Annotated in this window: 14 protein-coding genes and 1 pseudogene; 12 read left to right on the forward strand and 3 right to left on the reverse strand. The window is 72.0% G+C overall.

Features of this window, described 5'->3' with window-relative positions; genetic code table 11:
- Positions 1–2: 2 nt before the first annotated feature.
- Positions 3–671, reverse strand: coding sequence for a response regulator transcription factor (locus ACWEVS_RS31075; RefSeq protein ID WP_354919923.1), 669 nt, complete (start codon positions 669–671; stop codon positions 3–5).
- 18 nt (positions 672–689) lie between these two features.
- Here ACWEVS_RS31075 and ACWEVS_RS31080 point away from each other — a divergent pair, with 18 nt between their 5' ends.
- Positions 690–1,073, forward strand: coding sequence for a tautomerase family protein (locus ACWEVS_RS31080; RefSeq protein ID WP_354919921.1), 384 nt, complete (start codon positions 690–692; stop codon positions 1,071–1,073).
- Here ACWEVS_RS31080 and ACWEVS_RS31085 read toward each other — a convergent pair.
- On the reverse strand, positions 984–1,898 hold the full coding sequence (locus tag ACWEVS_RS31085; RefSeq protein WP_452413762.1) for a DMT family transporter: 915 nt from the start codon (positions 1,896–1,898) through the stop codon (positions 984–986). The two genes, ACWEVS_RS31080 and ACWEVS_RS31085, sit on opposite strands and share 90 nt — an antisense overlap.
- Positions 1,899–1,971: 73 nt before the next feature.
- Between ACWEVS_RS31085 and ACWEVS_RS31090 the strand changes: the two genes are divergently transcribed.
- From ACWEVS_RS31090 to ACWEVS_RS31130, 9 genes are all read left to right on the forward strand, one after another.
- On the forward strand, positions 1,972–2,877 hold the full coding sequence (locus ACWEVS_RS31090; protein WP_449921549.1) for a LysR family transcriptional regulator: 906 nt from the start codon (positions 1,972–1,974) through the stop codon (positions 2,875–2,877).
- Positions 2,878–3,016: 139 nt separating this feature from the next.
- On the forward strand, positions 3,017–4,795 hold the full coding sequence (locus ACWEVS_RS31095) for a GTP-binding protein (protein ID WP_452554329.1): 1,779 nt from the start codon (positions 3,017–3,019) through the stop codon (positions 4,793–4,795).
- 470 nt (positions 4,796–5,265) lie between these two features.
- On the forward strand, positions 5,266–6,501 hold the full coding sequence (locus ACWEVS_RS31100) for a sugar transferase (RefSeq protein WP_449921553.1): 1,236 nt from the start codon (positions 5,266–5,268) through the stop codon (positions 6,499–6,501).
- A gap of 3 nt (positions 6,502–6,504) precedes the next feature.
- Complete coding sequence (locus ACWEVS_RS31105; RefSeq protein ID WP_452554330.1) at positions 6,505–7,767, forward strand: O-antigen ligase family protein; 1,263 nt, start codon at positions 6,505–6,507, stop codon at positions 7,765–7,767.
- On the forward strand, positions 7,764–9,257 hold the full coding sequence (locus ACWEVS_RS31110; protein WP_452554331.1) for a lipid II flippase MurJ: 1,494 nt from the start codon (positions 7,764–7,766) through the stop codon (positions 9,255–9,257). Before ACWEVS_RS31105 ends, ACWEVS_RS31110 begins: the two co-directional genes overlap by 4 nt.
- Positions 9,258–9,262: 5 nt before the next feature.
- Positions 9,263–9,955, forward strand: a complete 693-nt coding sequence (locus ACWEVS_RS31115) for a polysaccharide deacetylase family protein (RefSeq protein ID WP_452554358.1) — start codon at positions 9,263–9,265, stop codon at positions 9,953–9,955.
- Positions 9,952–11,046: a glycosyltransferase gene (locus ACWEVS_RS31120; protein ID WP_452554332.1), complete on the forward strand. Its 1,095-nt coding sequence runs from the start codon at positions 9,952–9,954 to the stop codon at positions 11,044–11,046. The genes ACWEVS_RS31115 and ACWEVS_RS31120 overlap by 4 nt, the downstream gene beginning before the upstream one ends.
- Before the next feature lie 2 nt (positions 11,047–11,048).
- Complete coding sequence (locus ACWEVS_RS31125; protein WP_452554333.1) at positions 11,049–11,642, forward strand: hypothetical protein; 594 nt, start codon at positions 11,049–11,051, stop codon at positions 11,640–11,642.
- Positions 11,639–13,234 carry a glycosyltransferase gene (locus ACWEVS_RS31130; RefSeq protein WP_452554334.1) on the forward strand — a complete coding sequence of 532 codons (1,596 nt, stop codon included), beginning with the start codon at positions 11,639–11,641 and terminating at the stop codon, positions 13,232–13,234. Before ACWEVS_RS31125 ends, ACWEVS_RS31130 begins: the two co-directional genes overlap by 4 nt.
- A 257-nt stretch (positions 13,235–13,491) precedes the next feature.
- Here the strand turns inward: ACWEVS_RS31130 and ACWEVS_RS31135 are convergent.
- Positions 13,492–13,644, reverse strand: a pseudogene (locus ACWEVS_RS31135) (glycosyl hydrolase family 26); the annotation flags it as partial.
- On the opposite strand from ACWEVS_RS31135, the gene ACWEVS_RS31140 reads away from it, so the two are divergent.
- Both ACWEVS_RS31140 and ACWEVS_RS31145 read left to right on the forward strand, forming a co-directional pair.
- Positions 13,634–13,912 carry a hypothetical protein gene (locus ACWEVS_RS31140; RefSeq protein WP_452413751.1) on the forward strand — a complete coding sequence of 93 codons (279 nt, stop codon included), beginning with the start codon at positions 13,634–13,636 and terminating at the stop codon, positions 13,910–13,912. The pseudogene ACWEVS_RS31135 and the gene ACWEVS_RS31140 sit on opposite strands and share 11 nt — an antisense overlap.
- Positions 13,913–14,434: 522 nt before the next feature.
- A complete protein-coding gene (locus tag ACWEVS_RS31145) occupies positions 14,435–15,454 on the forward strand; it encodes a carboxylate--amine ligase (RefSeq protein WP_452413749.1) in 1,020 nt (339 codons plus the stop codon).
- Positions 15,455–15,506: the final 52 nt, after the last annotated feature.

Here is a 15,506-nt window from a genome sequence, read left to right on the forward strand (position 1 = left end):
GGCTATCGGTCCCCGGTGACCCCGATCACGAGGCCCGCTTCGTAGGCGACGATCGCCGCCTGCACCCTGTTGCGGACCTCCAGCCTGGTGAGGATCGTGCTGACGTAGGCCTTGACGGTGCCCTCGACGATGAACAGCCGCCTGGCGATCTCGGCGTTGGACAGCCCCTCGCCGACCAGGGCGAGCACTTCCTTCTCCCGTTCGGTGAGCACGTCGATCCGGTCGCGGGCGTGGGCGCCGCGCCCCATCCTGCCGCCGCTGATCTGGGTGATGACCCGGTGGGCGACCTTGGGCGACAGGTAGGCGGCGCCGCCGGCGACGGCGTGGACGCCCGCGATGAGCTCGCGCGGATCACCCGCCTTGAGCAGGAAGCCGCTGGCGCCGACGTCGAGCGCCTTGGCGATGTAGTCGTCCTCGCCGAAGGTGGTGAGCATGATGACCGCCGTGGCGGGGGCCACCCGGCGGATCTCGGCCGCGGCGGCGAGGCCGTCGAGCTTCGGCATGCGGATGTCGAGCAGGGCGACGTCGGGCCGGTGACTGATCGCGAGGTCGACGGCCTGCCTGCCGTCGCCCGCCTCCGCGACTACCTGGAAGGCGGGGTCCACGCTGAGGATCGCGCCGACCCCGGCCCTGATCATGGCCTCGTCATCGGCGAGGAGGATACGTACCACTTTTGTATAGTGCCCGACATGGCGCAGGTGAAGGTCTTCGGACGGCGGGACGTGTGGGCGGGGCGGCAGCGGGAGGTCTCCGACCTGCTGCACGCGTGCGTCACGAAGGCGTGGGGGCTGCCGGAGGACAAGAGGTTCCACCGTTTCCTGCTGCTCGACGCCGACGACCTGATCTGCCCGCAGCGCGGCGACGGCTACCTCATCGTGGAGATCGTCTGTTTCACCGGGCGCAGCGACGAGGCCAAGCGGGCGCTGATCCGCGAGGTGTTCGCGAAGGCTCCGGCCCTCGGGATCACGACCGACGACATCGAGCTAACGATCATCGAGATGCCCGCTGTGAACTGGGGCATCAGGGGCGTGCCTGCCGACGAGCTGGCGTTGCCGTACAAAGTCGAGGTCTAGCCGCAGCACCAGCACCGCGGTCAGGACCGCGACGCCGCCCGCGAGCTGGCCCGGCGTGAGGATCTCGCCGTACACGAGGGACGTGGACAGCAGCGTGACCACCGGCTCCGCGCACGACAGGATCGCCGCGGTGGGCGCGCCGAGCATCCGCACGCCCACGAACAGGGTCGCCATGGCCAGCACGGTGGACACCAGGCCGAGCAGGCCCGTCCACAGCCAGCCCTCGGCGGTCGCCGGCACCTGGAAGCCGCCGGCGAAGCCCAGCGTGATGGCGGCGGCCGTGCAGACGATGGCCGACAGCAGGTAGACGTCGACGTCGGCGGGCAGGCCGTCGGCGACGGTGAGGTAGAGGGAGTAGGCGACGGCCGCGCCGAGCGCGAGCAGCACGCCGGTGGTCCCGCCCTCGGCCACCCCGCCGAGGCCGAGCAGCAGCACCAGGCCCACGGCCGAGCAGGCGAGCGCGGCGAGCTTGCGCCGGTCGAGCGACTCCCTGCGCAGCGCCACGGCCAGGGCGGTGACCAGGGCGGGGAAGGTGTAGAGGAGCAGCGCGGCCAGCGAGGCGTCGATCCTGGCGACCGCGCCGAAGTAGCACAGCGCCTGGACGGCGTAGCCGACGGCGCCGAGCCCCACCGCGGTGGCGATCACCTTTCTCGTCGGAAGCGCGGGCCTGCGCCAGGCGCATATGGCCCACAGCACGACGGCGGCGATGACGAACCTGCCGGTCAGCAGCTCCGTCACGCTCGCGCCGGACTGGTAGGCCTCCTTGGCGAAGATCGGCGACAGGCCGAACGCCGCGGCGGAGATCAGGCACCACAGCACTCCCATGCCCGGCAACCTAGGCAGGCTGGAGCCATCGAGGTAGCCTTGCTTTCCTTTGGAATCCGCAGGAATTACCTCTATGACCACGTTGCACCAGCTGCGCTGTTTCCTGGCCACCTTCGAGCACGGCTCGTTCACCGCCGCCGCCGCGGCGCTCGGCTACGCCCAGCCGTCCATCTCCGAGCAGGTGCGCCTGCTGGAGCAGCACCTCGACGTGTCGCTCTTCCTGCGTGTGGGCAGGGGCGTCGTGCCGACCGAGGCCGCGCTCGCGCTCCGCCCGCACGCGCTGGCCGCCATCGCGGCGGTGGACGAGGCGCGCAGGGCGGTGGCCGCGGTCCGCGAGATGCTGACGGGCACGGTACGGCTGGGCCTGTTCGGCACGGCCCGCTTCTACCTGGGCGCCGATCTGGTCGCCGACGTCCTAGAACGACATCCCGGCGTGCGCGTCGAGCTGATCGGGCAGAACTCGGCCGAGGTGCTCGACCACGTCCGCAGGGGCCGGCTGGAGGCGGCGGTCGCGACCGTGCCGGTCGCCGACGAGGGGCTGTCGGTGACGCCGGTGTTGCGTGACGAGCTGGTCTTCGTCAGCACCGAGCCCTCGGACCCCGTCACGCCCGAGCAGCTGGCCGCCCGCCCGCTCGTGCTTCCGAACATCAGCTGGCGCGAGGAGGACACCACCCGCCGCACGCTCACCAGCACCCTTCAGGCGGCGGGCCAGGTGCTGCGGCCCCGGGTGGAGGTGGAGGATCCCGAGATGGCGCTGGAGATCGCGGCGCGCGGCCTGGCGGCGACGGTGACGTGGCGGGGCGTCCTGCACCGGCTGGCCGACCGGCTGCCCGGCAACCTGCGGTGGGCGCCGCTCGACCCGCCGCTGCACGACACGTTCGCGATCGTGCACGGGCCCGCGCTCTCCCCCGCCACCCGCATGGTGCTGGAGCTGGCGTCGGCGCGCATGCGCGCGCTCGAGGCCCAGGTACGCAGGTGACCGCGGAAAAACCGGTCGACTCGACGGGCCGCGCGGCGGCACGATAGGAGGCCCACGAACCTCAGGGAGGACCAGATGCGGCAGAGCCTCGCGGCACCCCAGCGTCCTGTCCTTCTTCCTGTCGAGGTTCCACGCATCCATGACCACCCTGAACATCGGCGTGCTCGCGCACGTCGACGCGGGTAAGACCAGCCTCACCGAACGACTTCTCTTCGACGCGGGCGCCATCGACCGGCTCGGCAGCGTCGACGGCGGAGACACCCAGACCGACAGCGGGGCGATCGAGCGCCGCCGCGGCATCACCATCCGCTCGGCCGTCGCCGCCTTCACGATCGGCGGTCTGCGGGTCAACCTCATCGACACCCCCGGCCACGCCGACTTCGTCGCCGAGGTCGAGCGGGCGCTCGGCGTCCTCGACGGCGCCATCCTGGTGATCTCGGCGGTCGAGGGCATACAGGCGCAGACCAGGGTCCTGCTGAAGACCCTGAAGAAGATGCGCCTGCCCACGCTCCTGTTCGTCAACAAGATCGACAGGAGGGGGGCGCTCCAGCGCGACATCCTCGCCGGGCTGCCCGTCATCGCCATGAACCGGGTACGGCAGGGCCGCGTCGTCCCCGTCCCGATCGACGCCGAAGCCCTGGCCGACCACGACGACGCGCTGCTGGAGGCGCTCGTGGAAGGCCGGGTGCCGAGCCACGACGAGCTGCTCAAGACGCTGGCCGTACGGACGGCCGGCTGCGAGGTCCACCCGGTCTTCCACGGGTCGGCGGTCGGCGGGCAGGGCGTGGCCGAGCTGCTCGGCGGCATCCGCGACCTGCTGCCGGTGCCCGCGCCGAGGGGGGAGGGGCTGTCGGGCACGATCTTCGCGGTGGAGCGCGACCAGGCCGGGCGGAAGGTCGCCTATCTGCGGCTGTTCTCCGGCGAGGTGCGCCCGCGGCAGAAGCTGGCCGGGGGCCAGGTAACCGCGCTGCGCGTGGTCGGCGCGGCCGAGGAGCCGACGCTGACCGCCGGCAACATCGCCAAGGTCTGGGGGTTGCACCGGGCCCGTGTCGGGGACCGGCTGTCCGACGAGGGCGGCGAGACCTCCGCGTTCGCGCCGCCGGGCCTGGAGACCGTCGTGCGGGCGGTCGACCCGGCCGACTCCGCGCGCCTGCACTCCGCGCTGCTCTGGATGGCCGAGCAGGACCCGCTCATCAGCACCCGCGTCCTGCCCGGCGGCGGCTCGTCGGTGCTGCTCTACGGCGAGGTGCAGAAGGAGGTGCTGGCCGAGCGGCTGCGCGACGAGTTCGGCGTCGAGGCGGTCTTCGCCGACAGCACGCCCGTCTACCTGGAGCGGCCGGTCGGCGTGGGCGCGGACGTGGCCGACATCGACGACCACGCCGTGCACCACTTCTGGGCCACCGTGGGTCTGCGCGTCGAGCCGGGCCAGGGCTTCACGTTCCGGCGCGAGGTGGAGCTGGGCGCGCTCCCGCCCAGCTTCGACCAGGCGATCGAGGACACCGTCCGCGCCACCCTCCGCGAGGGCCGGTACGGCTGGCCGGTCGTCGACTGCACGGTCACGCTGACCAGATCCGGCTACGCGTCGCCGGTCAGCACGGCGGGCGACTTCCGCGGCCTGACGCCCGTCGTGCTGCGGTCGGCGCTGGCCCGCGCGGGAACGAGGGTCTTCGAGCCGTGCCATGCCTTCGAGGTGGAGATCCCCTCCGCCGCGCTCGGTCAGGTCGTCGCCAGGCTGGCCGCGCTGGGCGCCGAGCTGGCCGACACCTCTCCCACGCTTGTCACGGGGTCGCTGCCCGCCCGTTCGGTCAACGAGGTCAAGAGGCAGCTGCCGGCGCTGACCGGGGGCACGGGCGTGTGGTGGTCGCGTCCGTCGGGCGATCGTCCGGTGCAGGGCCGGATTCCGCCGACACGGCGGTAGACACTCCATCCGCTCCGAATAACGGCGATTTCCCCGATCGCGGCCGGCGCCTACCGGCCGCGATCGGCATTCGCGGGACCATAAACGAGTAACTGGTATTTCCAGCACCAACTCACTGTCAATGAAATCTTGCCTGCCAATCTTCCGTTTCCCCTGCACGGTGCCGGAAACGATGATTGCCGGAGGGCTACGATCAAGGCCTTTGTTGCGGCATTTCTCGCGCAATGCGGAGGCAAATATCGGCACCTCGTCAAGAGCAAAGACAAGAGACTCACAAGAGCCGCCGGTGATCCTTGACTGGATTAGTCGGGCAATTAACGCATGCCCGACTTAAGGTGATTTATTCCGGAGAAATGATGGCTGTACCTGTTAGGGATGACCGCCATGCCAGGGAACGGGCGGGGCACCGACGGTCGAGACGCTGGGCGGCAGTCCAACCTCTCGGCCTGGTCGGCATGGACCTGGCGTGCATGACCGTCACCTCGCTGGCGGCCGGACAGGGGGCCGCGCGAGTCGCCCTCGCAGGAGCGCTGGTGGTGGCGGTGAACGCGGCGGGCCGCGGCTACGAGCCGCGGATCCTGCCGTCGAGCCTCGACCGGGGGTTCTGGCTGGCCGGCTCCGGGCTGGCCGCGTCGCTCGCCGCCTTCTGGGGAAGCACGTCGTTGACGGTGGTCGCCCTGACCTGCCTGCTCTTCACCTTCCTGGCCTTCTGCGGCAGATGCGTCTTCCATTCCGTGGTGCGGGGCGCCCGCCGGCGCGGCGTCACCACGCCCACCGTGATCGTGGGCGCCGACCGGCACGGGCAGCGCCTGGCCGTCACTCTGCTCGGCCATCCCGAGTACGGTCTGCTGCCGATCGGCTTCATCAACGACGGCGAGGAATCCGAGCTGCGGCTGCCGGTGCTCGGCAAGCCGGGTGACCTGCGCGAGATCCTGCGCGACCACGGCGTGCGCGCCGTCGTCCTCGCGGGCCAGGACGACCAGGCGACCGCCAGGACGGCCAGGTCGCTCGGGTGCGCGGTCTACTTCGCACCGGAGCCCGGCGACGTCATCGTCGACTTCGTCCCGCTGCGCGAGCACGTGCGGAGCTTCACCCTCCTGCGCATGCGTCCCGCCCCCCAGGCCCGGGTGACCTGGCCGCTCAAGAGGGTGCTGGACATCACGGCCGCCATGGTCGGCCTGCTGATCAGCGCACCGATCCTGGCCGTGTGCGCGGCGGTGGTGCGCTGGGAGATCGGCCCCGGCGTGCTGTTCAGGCAGCGCAGGGTCGGCTACGGCGGCGAGCCGATCGAGCTGATCAAACTGCGCACGCTCAAGCCCGTGGACGCCCACGAGTCGGCGACCCGCTGGAGCATCGCGCACGACCACCGGCTCGGCCCCGTGGGCAAGGCACTGCGCAAGACCTCCCTCGACGAGCTGCCCCAGCTGTGGAACGTGCTCAAGGGAGACATGAGCATCGTCGGCCCGCGGCCCGAGCGCCCGTTCTTCGTCGACCAGTTCTCCAGCTCGACGCCGCGCTACCACCTGCGTCACCGGGTGCCCGTGGGGATCACCGGCTGGGCGCAGATCCACGGCCTGCGCGGCGACACCTCGATCGAGGACCGGGCCCGCTTCGACAACCACTACATCGACGACTGGTCCCTCAGAACCGACTTCAAGATCATGCTCAGGACCGCGTGGTCCCTGCTTCGCCCTGGTGGCAGTTAGGAAATGCGCGTCGTGTTCACCCGCCTCCGGCGTCCCCTCACCCTGGTCCGCAGGCCGAGCGTTCTCGCGGCCCTGACCGTCCTGCTGACCTGCCTTCCCGACGGGCGGGCCGACCAGGCCGCCGCCGCGCACGTGACGGCGGCGGACATCGCGTCGGTAGGGCTGATCCTCGTGGCCGCGGCGTGCCTGGCGGCGCGCCGCGCGACGCTGCCGGGACGCGCGCTGGTGCTCGTGCCCGTCGTCCTCGCGGCGACGATCGCGACGCTGGCCTCACCCGACATGTTCACCAGCCTGCCGGGACACCTGAGGCACATCCAGATCTTCGTGCTGATCCCGCTGGCGGTCGTGGTGACGCTGCGCGACAGGGTCGACGCCTGGCTGGTGGGGGGCGCGCTGGTGGCCGCCGCCTCCGTCCAGGGGGTCATCGGCTGCTACCAGACGCTCACCGGGACGGGCGCGTCCTACGGGGGCGAGCGGGTGCGGGCCGTGGGCACGTTCGGCGCCCTCGACGTCATGGGGATGGCGACGGTGGTCAGCTACGGCGCGATCGTCCTGCTCGGCGCGGGGCTGACCCTGCGGGGCAGGTCCAGGGGCGCCGCGCTGGCCGGCGCGGCGCTGCTGGCCGTACCGCTGGTGCTGTCGCTGAGCCGCGGCGCCTGGCTGGCGATGGCGTGCGCCGCGCTGGTCATGCTCGTCATGTACGGCACGCGGACCGCGGCCCGCGTGATCATGGTGACCGCCGCGGCAGGAGTCCTGCTCGTCTTCGGCGTCGGCGTGGGCGCCGACACGATCGGCCAGCGCATCACGTCGATGACCTCGTCGGTCACCCAGCCCGACCAGTCGGTCAACGATCGCTACGACCTGTGGCGGACGGCCGCGGGCATGTGGCGGGACCACCCGGTGACCGGCGTGGGCCCGCGCAGGTTCGCCGCGCTGCGCGACAGCTACGCGCCCGCCAGCCTGTCGTCGAGCAGCGACACCGACGACCCCGTGCACGGTTTCCAGCGCCAGCCCCTGCTGTCGCCGCACAACATGTACCTGCTGGTGCTCAGCGAGCAGGGCGTGCTGGGGCTCGTCGCCTTCACGCTCATGCTCGCGGCGCTCCTGCTGTGGGCGGTCACGCGCGCCGGGCTCGTCGTCGCCGGGCTGCTCACCTGGGTGAGCGTCGACTTCGCCTACTCCGACATCGGTGGCCTGCCGACTCTCGTCACGGCCGTGGTGCTGGGCGTCGGGCTCTCGTGGGCCGCGGGCGGGTGGGCGCGATGACGTCCACCGGCACGCCTGGGCTGAAGGCGGCCAGCCTCACCGCGGTGCTGGTCGGGCTGGGGTTCCTGCTGGGGTTCGGCCGCGACCTGCTCATGGCCAGGACCTTCGGCGCCGACTCGGGCACCGACGCCTTCCTCGTCGCGTGGATGGTGCCGGAGACCGCGGCGCCGCTGCTGATCGAGGGCGCCATGGCGTTCCTGATGGTGCCGCTGTTCAGCAGGGCGGCGGAGCTGGACGACGACGTCAGGCACCTGATCTCGGCGACGCTGCCGCACATGGGCGTCGCGCTGCTGGCGCTGAGCCTGGTGACGGCGGCGGGGGCGCCCTGGCTGGTCGGCGTGCTCGCTCCGGGCATCGCGGACCCCGCGCTCGCGGTCGGCTGCATGCGGTTCACCTCGGTCACGATCCTCATGTTCGGGCTGGCGGGATACGCGAGCGCCGCCCTGCGCGCCAACGACGTGTTCGGGCCGCCCGCCACGGTCACCGTGGCCTACAACGTGGGCATCGTCGCGTGCGTGTGGTGCTTCCACGACCTCGGCGTGTCCGCCGCGGCGGTGGGGGTGGCGATCGGGGGGCTGGGCATGGTGCTGGTCCAGGCGCCCTCGTTCGTCCGCAGGCTCGGCCTGCCGCGCCGGCCCGCGGCCAGGATGCTGCTGCCGCTCGGCGCGTTCGTCCCCGTCGCGGCCTTCACCCTGGAGCGTCAGGGTCAGGTGTTCGTCGAGCGCTTCGTCGGATCGTCGCTCGCCGAGGGGTCCATCTCGCACCTCAACTACGCGCAGAAGATCGCCCAGGTGCCGATGATGCTCTCGCTCGTCGTCGCCACGGTGAGCTTCCCGCACCTGGTCCGCGCCATCACGGCGGGCGACGTCGCCGCCGCCCGGCGGCGCCTGACCGACGACCTGCTGGCCGCCGCCGCGATCGTGCTGCTGGCCACCGCCGTGCTGGTGGTGTGCGCGCCCGACATCGTGCGGCTGCTGCTGCAGCACGGCGCCTTCACCGACGCCGACACCGCGGCGACCGCCGAGATCATGCGGATCTACGCGCTCGGCCTGCTCGGCCAGGCCGTGGTCGGCGTCGTCTGCAGGGTGTTCTTCTGCGGCTCGCGCCCGAGCTGGTTCCCCGCGATGGCGATGATGGCGGGCCTGGCCGCCACGATCGCGCTGGCCACGCCGTCGGCGGAGGCGGCCGACATCGCGGCGGCCAACGCGGCGGGCATCACGCTCACGGCGGTGATCCTGCTGGCCGGCCTGCGCGGCCCCGCCGTCGGCATGCCGGTGCGGGAGATCGCCGGGCCCGCCGTCCGCCTGCTCGTCGCCGCCGCCGTCACCGCCGCCGCCGGGTGGGGCACGCGTTCGCTGCTGGAAGGACTGCCGTCGGCGGCCGCGCTCGTGCTCGCCGCGCTCGCGATGACGGTGACGTTCTGCGCCGTGACAGCACTCACGGGAACTGAGGAGATCAACAGGATGATCAGGATTCGAGGTCGTTCGTGACCGCCATGCCGCTCGTGCTCATGTACCACTCGGTGACGAAGTACGACAGCGACCCGCTGCTCGTCACCGTCTCACCCGACCGGTTCGCCGCCCAGATGCGCTGGCTCGCCGGCCGCGGCCTGCGCGGGGTCGCGATGCGCGACCTGCTCGCCGCCCGGCGACCGGGTACGGCACGCCGCCTGGTCGGGCTGACCTTCGACGACGGCTACGCGGACTTCGCCGGCGAGGTCGTCCCCGTCCTCCTCCAGCACGGTTTCACCGCCACCGTCTTCCCTGTCACGGGTGAGCTCGGCGGCCACAACGCCTGGGACGCCGGGTACCCGCGCAAGCCGCTCATGGACGCCGACGACGTGCGCAGGATGGCGGACCTCGGCATGGAGGTCGGCTCGCACTCCGTGGGGCACCGCTCGCTGCCCACCCTGTCCGACGACGAGCTCGCGCACGAGCTGGTGGCGAGCAAGGAGCGGCTGGAGGACATCACCGGCACCGAGGTGACCGGCTTCTGCTACCCGTACGGCCACGTCGGCGCCCGCGAGGTGGCCGCCGTCCGCGACGCGGGCTACGGCTACGCGTGTGCCATCTGGAAGTCCGAGGTCACCGGCGTCCACGCGTTGCCGCGCACCTACATCGGCGATCGTGACGGAGCGCTGCGGCTGCACGCCAAGCGGCTGCGACACCGGATGCGGTGGGGGTCGTGAAGGTCCTGCACGTCATCACCGGACTCGCGGCGGGCGGCGCCGAACAGCAACTGCGGACGCTGCTGCCGTACATGAGCGCGCGGTGCGAGGTCGCCGTGCTGACGGGGCTCGGCGTGGTGGCCGAGGCCATCAGCGCGAGCGGCGTCCCGGTCCACCAGCTCGGCATGCGCGGCAACCGCGATCTGCGGGCGGTCGGCCGGCTGGCCAGGCTGATGCGGGCGGGCCGGTTCGAGGTGGTCCACGCGCACCTGTACCGGGCCTGCGTGTACGGCAGGCTGGCCGCGCGCCTGGCCAACGTCCCCGCGATCGTGGCGACCGAGCACTCGCTCGGGGACGAGCGGATCGAGGGCCGGCGCATCACCATGCCGATCAGGCAGCTCTACCTGGCCAGCGAGCTTCTCGGCCACGCCACCGTGGCGGTGTCCCCGTCGGTGGCCGAACGGCTGGCCACGTGGGGGATCCCGCGCTCGCGCATCGTGGTGATCGCCAACGGCGTCGACGCCGACGCGTTCCGCTACGACCCCCGGCTGCGGGAGCGGACCAGGGCCCGACTCGGGCTGCCCCAGGACGCCTTCGTGGTCGGCGGGGCGGGCCGTCTGGAGCCGGGCAAGCGCTTCGACCTGCTCATCGAGGCCATGAAGGGCCTGGAGGACGCGTTCCTCCTGCTGGTCGGGACGGGATCGGTGCGGCGGCGGCTCGAGGATCTGGCCCGCGCGCTCGGGGTCGAGCGCCGCGTGGTCTTCGCCGGTGAGTCGGCCGACATGCGGGCCATGCTGTCGGCGATGGACGTGCTGGCCGCGCCCTCGCAGGAGGAGACGTTCGGCCTGGCCGTCGTCGAGGCGCTGGCCGCGGGGCTGCCCGTCCTGTACGACACCTGCCCCGCCATCGACGACCTGCCCCCTGACGCCGCGCCCGGAGCGCGGCGTGTCCCGGGGGGCGGGCTGGGCGCCGAGATCAGGACGCTGGCCGCGACGCGGCCCGCCCGGCTGGCGCCTCCTGGAGCCGTCCGGCTCTACGACATCCGACATCAGGTCGCCCAACTGGAAGCGCTCTACCGGCGCCTGCTGGGCGCCGCCGCCGACAAGGAGTAGCGATGACATCGAAGCGGGCTCAGGTGACGCAGTGGCTGGCGCGGTTGTGGCTGCCGCTGTCGCTGCTGTTCGGTGTGCTGGGGGGACTGTTCTACTCGCTGGCCAAGGAACCCGTCTACACCTCCGACGCCTACGTCGTGGTGGTGTCGGAAGGCGACATGGCGCAGGCGGTGCACTTCGCCCAGGCCTACACCAGGATCGCCGTCCAGCCCTTCATCATCGGCAACGAGCAGGCGGGCGGGACGCTGAGCGCGACGGCCTCGCCCGACGCGCCCATCATCAGGCTCACCGCGCAGGCCGCGACCGCGCTCGACGCGGCCGCGCGGGCCGACCAGGCCGCCTCGGCGCTGATCCTCTACGCCAACGGGCACGCCGCCGACACCAGGGTGCGGCTGACCAGCTTCGCCACCGCCTCGGTCGCCACCTCGCCGTCGTCGCCCGTGCTGCTGGTCAACATCAGCGTCGGCGGCGCGGCGGCGGCGCTCGTCACCGGTCTGCTCTATCTGGGGGCGCCGTACGTGCGTCCCAGGAGCAGGCGGGAGCCGGACGCCGCTCCTGACGAGAAGGCTCCCGCGATGAGTGGAGCCGAGGCGTGAAGGGCGCCGCGTCCACGAGCCCGCGCGTGCTGCACGTGACGCAGCCCGTCGACGGCGGCGTGGGCGCGTACGTGGCCGCGGCGGCGGCCGACCAGGTACGGCGCGGCTGGCAGGTCGCGGTCGCGTGCCCTGGAACGGGACCGCTGCGCGGACGGCTGGCCGAGCTGGGCGTGCCCTGGCTCGACTGGCCCGCCGGACGGGACCCCGGCCCGCGCGACCTGGCGGCGATCCGCCGGCTGCGCCGGCTGGTCGACGCGTTCGCGCCTGACGCGGTCCACCTGCACTCGTCGAAGGCGGGGCTGGCCGGCAGGGCGGCGATCCGCGGCCGGATCCCCACCCTCTTCCAGCCGCACGGCTGGTCATGGCTGGCCGGCAGGGGTCTGGTGGCCAGGGCGGCGCTGGCGTGGGAGCGCCGCGCCGCCCGCTGGACCGGCCTGACGGTCTGCGTGGGCGAGGGAGAGGCGGCGCTCGCGCGCCGGCACGGCGTGGGCGGCGACCAGGTGGTCGTGCGCAACGGCGTCGACCTGCGCCGGTTCCGCCCGGCGGGCAAGGAGGAACGGGCGACGGCGCGGGAGCGCCACGGCATCCTCTGGTCGGCGCCGCTGGCCGTGTGCGTCGGCAGGATCACCCGCCAGAAGGGGCAGGACCTGCTGCTGTCGGCATGGGAGCGGGTCGTCGAGGAGTGCCCGCAGGCCAGGCTCGTGCTCGTCGGCGACGGCGACCTGCACGACGAACTGCGCGCGCTGGACGTCCCCGGGGTCTGCTTCGTCGGCGACGTGGCCGACGTCCGCCCCTGGTACGTCGCCGCCGACGTGGTGGTCCTGCCGTCGCGCTGGGAAGGCTTGCCGCTGACCGCCCTCGAGGCCATGGCCACGGGGCGGTCGCTGGTCTGCTACGACGTGCCGGGCCTGGCCGAGCTGGTCGGCGACGGCGTGGGCGCCGCCGTACCGGCGGAGGACGTCGCGGCCCTGGCCGAGGCCCTGCTGCTCAGGCTCTCGCAGCCGGGCCTCGCGGCGGCCGAGGGGCTGGCCGCCGCGGCGCGCTCCGCGGCCTTCGACGCCGCCGTCGCCTTCGGCGAGCTCGCCCAGCACACGCTGCGAACGGCGAACGGCGGGTGGGCAGGCACCGGCGGCGTGGGCGGCGGCGCGGGCATCGGCCGCGGGACCGGGCTGGCGGAGACCTCGGCCGGTGCGCCGGGGGCCTGCGCGACGGGCAGCACCGGCGAGGGCGTGACCGGGGCCGGGATGACCGGGGTCGGCGCCAGAGGGGTCGGTACGGCCGGGCCCTGCGTGGCCGGGGCCGTGACGACCGGGCCTGTGGTGACCGGCTCCGTGGGCTCGGGCCCCGTCGTGGCCGGTCCCGTGACCGGCTCCGGCGTGGAGGACGGCGCCGTGCCAGACGTCGGGGCAAGCGTCGGGTCGGGCGTGCCGGGTGCGGTCGCGGACGGGCTCGGCACGGGCGTCGGGATCTCCGGGGTCGGTGTCGCCGGAAGCGGGGTAAGTGTCGCGCGGACCTGCGACTGCACCATCGTCCGGAAGAGCTCCGAGGAGTTCGGGTTCGACGAGCACTGCCAGACGCCGTGCGGACAGTAGTCGGTGATCGAGTGATACACGACGTTGTGCGTGGCGATCCAGTCGAGCATCCGGCGTACGAAGCCGGGCCGGTCGCCGTGGTGGAAGAGCCCCCACTCGGGGAACGACATCGGCTTTCCCCGCTCGGCGGCGAAGTCGGCGTGCGCCTGCAGGCCGTACGGCTGCTCGACGTAGTGGGAGAAGGTCTTGCCCGGCTCCATGTCGTAGTTGTCCATGCCGATGATGTCGACGACGTCGTCACCCGGGTAGCACGTCGTCCACTCGATGGCGTCGCGGCCGCGGGCGGGCGCGAAGTCGAAACGGAAGCGCTGACCGGGGATCGACCGCATGGCGGTGACGACGCGCCGCCAGTAGGCCTTCCACGCGTCCGGATCCGGCTTGCACCGGTGGGAGTAGGTGGTGCCGTTCATCTCCCAGCCGAGCACGATGATGGTGTCGGCCGCGTTGCCCGCCACCAGCTTCTGCGCCAGGCGCTCGAAGAACGGGTCGAACGCGCCGTTCGCGCCCGCGCGGAGCAGCACGGCCACCTCGTCGTCGGACATCTCGTTCTCGTTCGGGGTGATCATCGGCACGTTCAGGGCCAGGATCCTGCCCGGCTTGGCGGCGCGCCAGCGCAGCCACGGTTCGAGGATGAATCCGGGCCCCTGCAGCGCGTCCCAGGACTCCCCCGGCAGATAAGTACGGCCGACCGTCACCTCGGCGCCCAGCCAGGCCTCGAAGCCGGGCAGCCGCTGAGGACCTCGCTCGTCGGAGGCGAGGAAGACACCGAGCGCGGCGGGTCTGTGCTCGGGCTCTTCACGTTGCGCGCCGTCGACGCGGCTGCTCGCGGAAAGCCACGCCATGGCGGCCGATCCGGCGAGCATCGCGAAAAGACAGCGCACGTATCCCTTTTTGGCGGTCATTGCGAACGTCCCTATATGTCGTCTCAGGTCTCACCGTATATACCCCGCTCGGCGAAAAAGCCAATATCCGACTCGCGAGTTGCCGAGAAATGTCCGAGATGAGGCGTTTGACTTTTGGAATGGAACGCACGACATGCTTGATACGACCGTTCCCGCACTAGTGCTGCGGATGGACGACAATATCTTTCACCACGGAACACTCGGCGCCATTCGCTCCCTTGGCCGGGCCGGAGTGGAAGTGCACGGAATCATCGAGGGACGGCACGCACCCGTCTCCCGATCGAAATACCTCAGCCGCATGTACACCTGGCCACCGGGCGGAGAGGTCGTCGAGACGCTGACCGCGGTGGCCAAGCGGATCGGCCGCAGGGCCGTCCTGGTCGCCATGGACGACGCCGGCGCCATCGCCGTCGCCGAGCACGCGGCGGAGCTCAGCCACTGCTTCCTGCTGCCCGGCCAGGCGCCGGGCCTGCCGCGGCGGCTCGCCGACAAGGCCGCGCTGTCCTCCCTGTGCACGTCACTCGGCGTGGCGCAGCCGGAGACCCGCGTCGTGACCTGCCCGGACGACATCGCCGCCGCCGTGGCGGACCTCGGCCTGCCGCTGGTGGCCAAGTGGGCCCAGCCGTGGCGGTTGCCCAGGCAGGCGGGCCTGCGCAACACCAGCCTGATCCACCGGCCCGAGCAGGCGGACGGGCTGCTCGGGCACGGCTTCGACTGCGACCTGCTGCTGCAGCGTTTCGTGCCCGGCGGGCCCACCTCGGACTGGTTCTTCCACGGCTACTACGACGAGGACTCCAGCTGCCTGTTCGGCGGCACGGGACGGAAGGAGCGCGCCTACCCGCCCGGCGCCGGCCTCACCACGTACGGCAGGGCGCTGCCCAATCCCGCGATCGAGGACGTGGCGCACGGCATGGCCGCCGCGCTCGGCTACCGCGGCGTGCTGGACATGGACTTCCGCTACGACGCCGCCGAGGACGTGTACTACCTCGTCGACTTCAACCCGCGACTCGGCGCGCAGTTCCGTCTCTTCGGCGACGGCCGCGGGCTCGACCTCGTGCGCGCCATGCACCTGCACCTGTCCGGGGAACACATACCGCCGGCCCGTTTCGTCCATGGGCGAACTTTTCTGGTGGAAAACTACGACATTTACCCCGCATTTCGCGCCGGACGCGAACGAACCTGCACCGCATGGCTGCGGGCCGTACGGGAGGCAGACGAACTCGCCTGGCTTTCCGCGGACGATTTCTGGCCCTTCGTGGCAATGGCTAGACAGTCGATAAAGCGTGGCTTTACCCGCCTCGCACAGGGTCGGAAATAGGCTTTTAGGGGACAACGAACAGGAGGGGAAGTTTTGCAGACGCCGGTGATTG

This window comes from Nonomuraea sp. NPDC003754 (genome assembly GCF_053605785.1).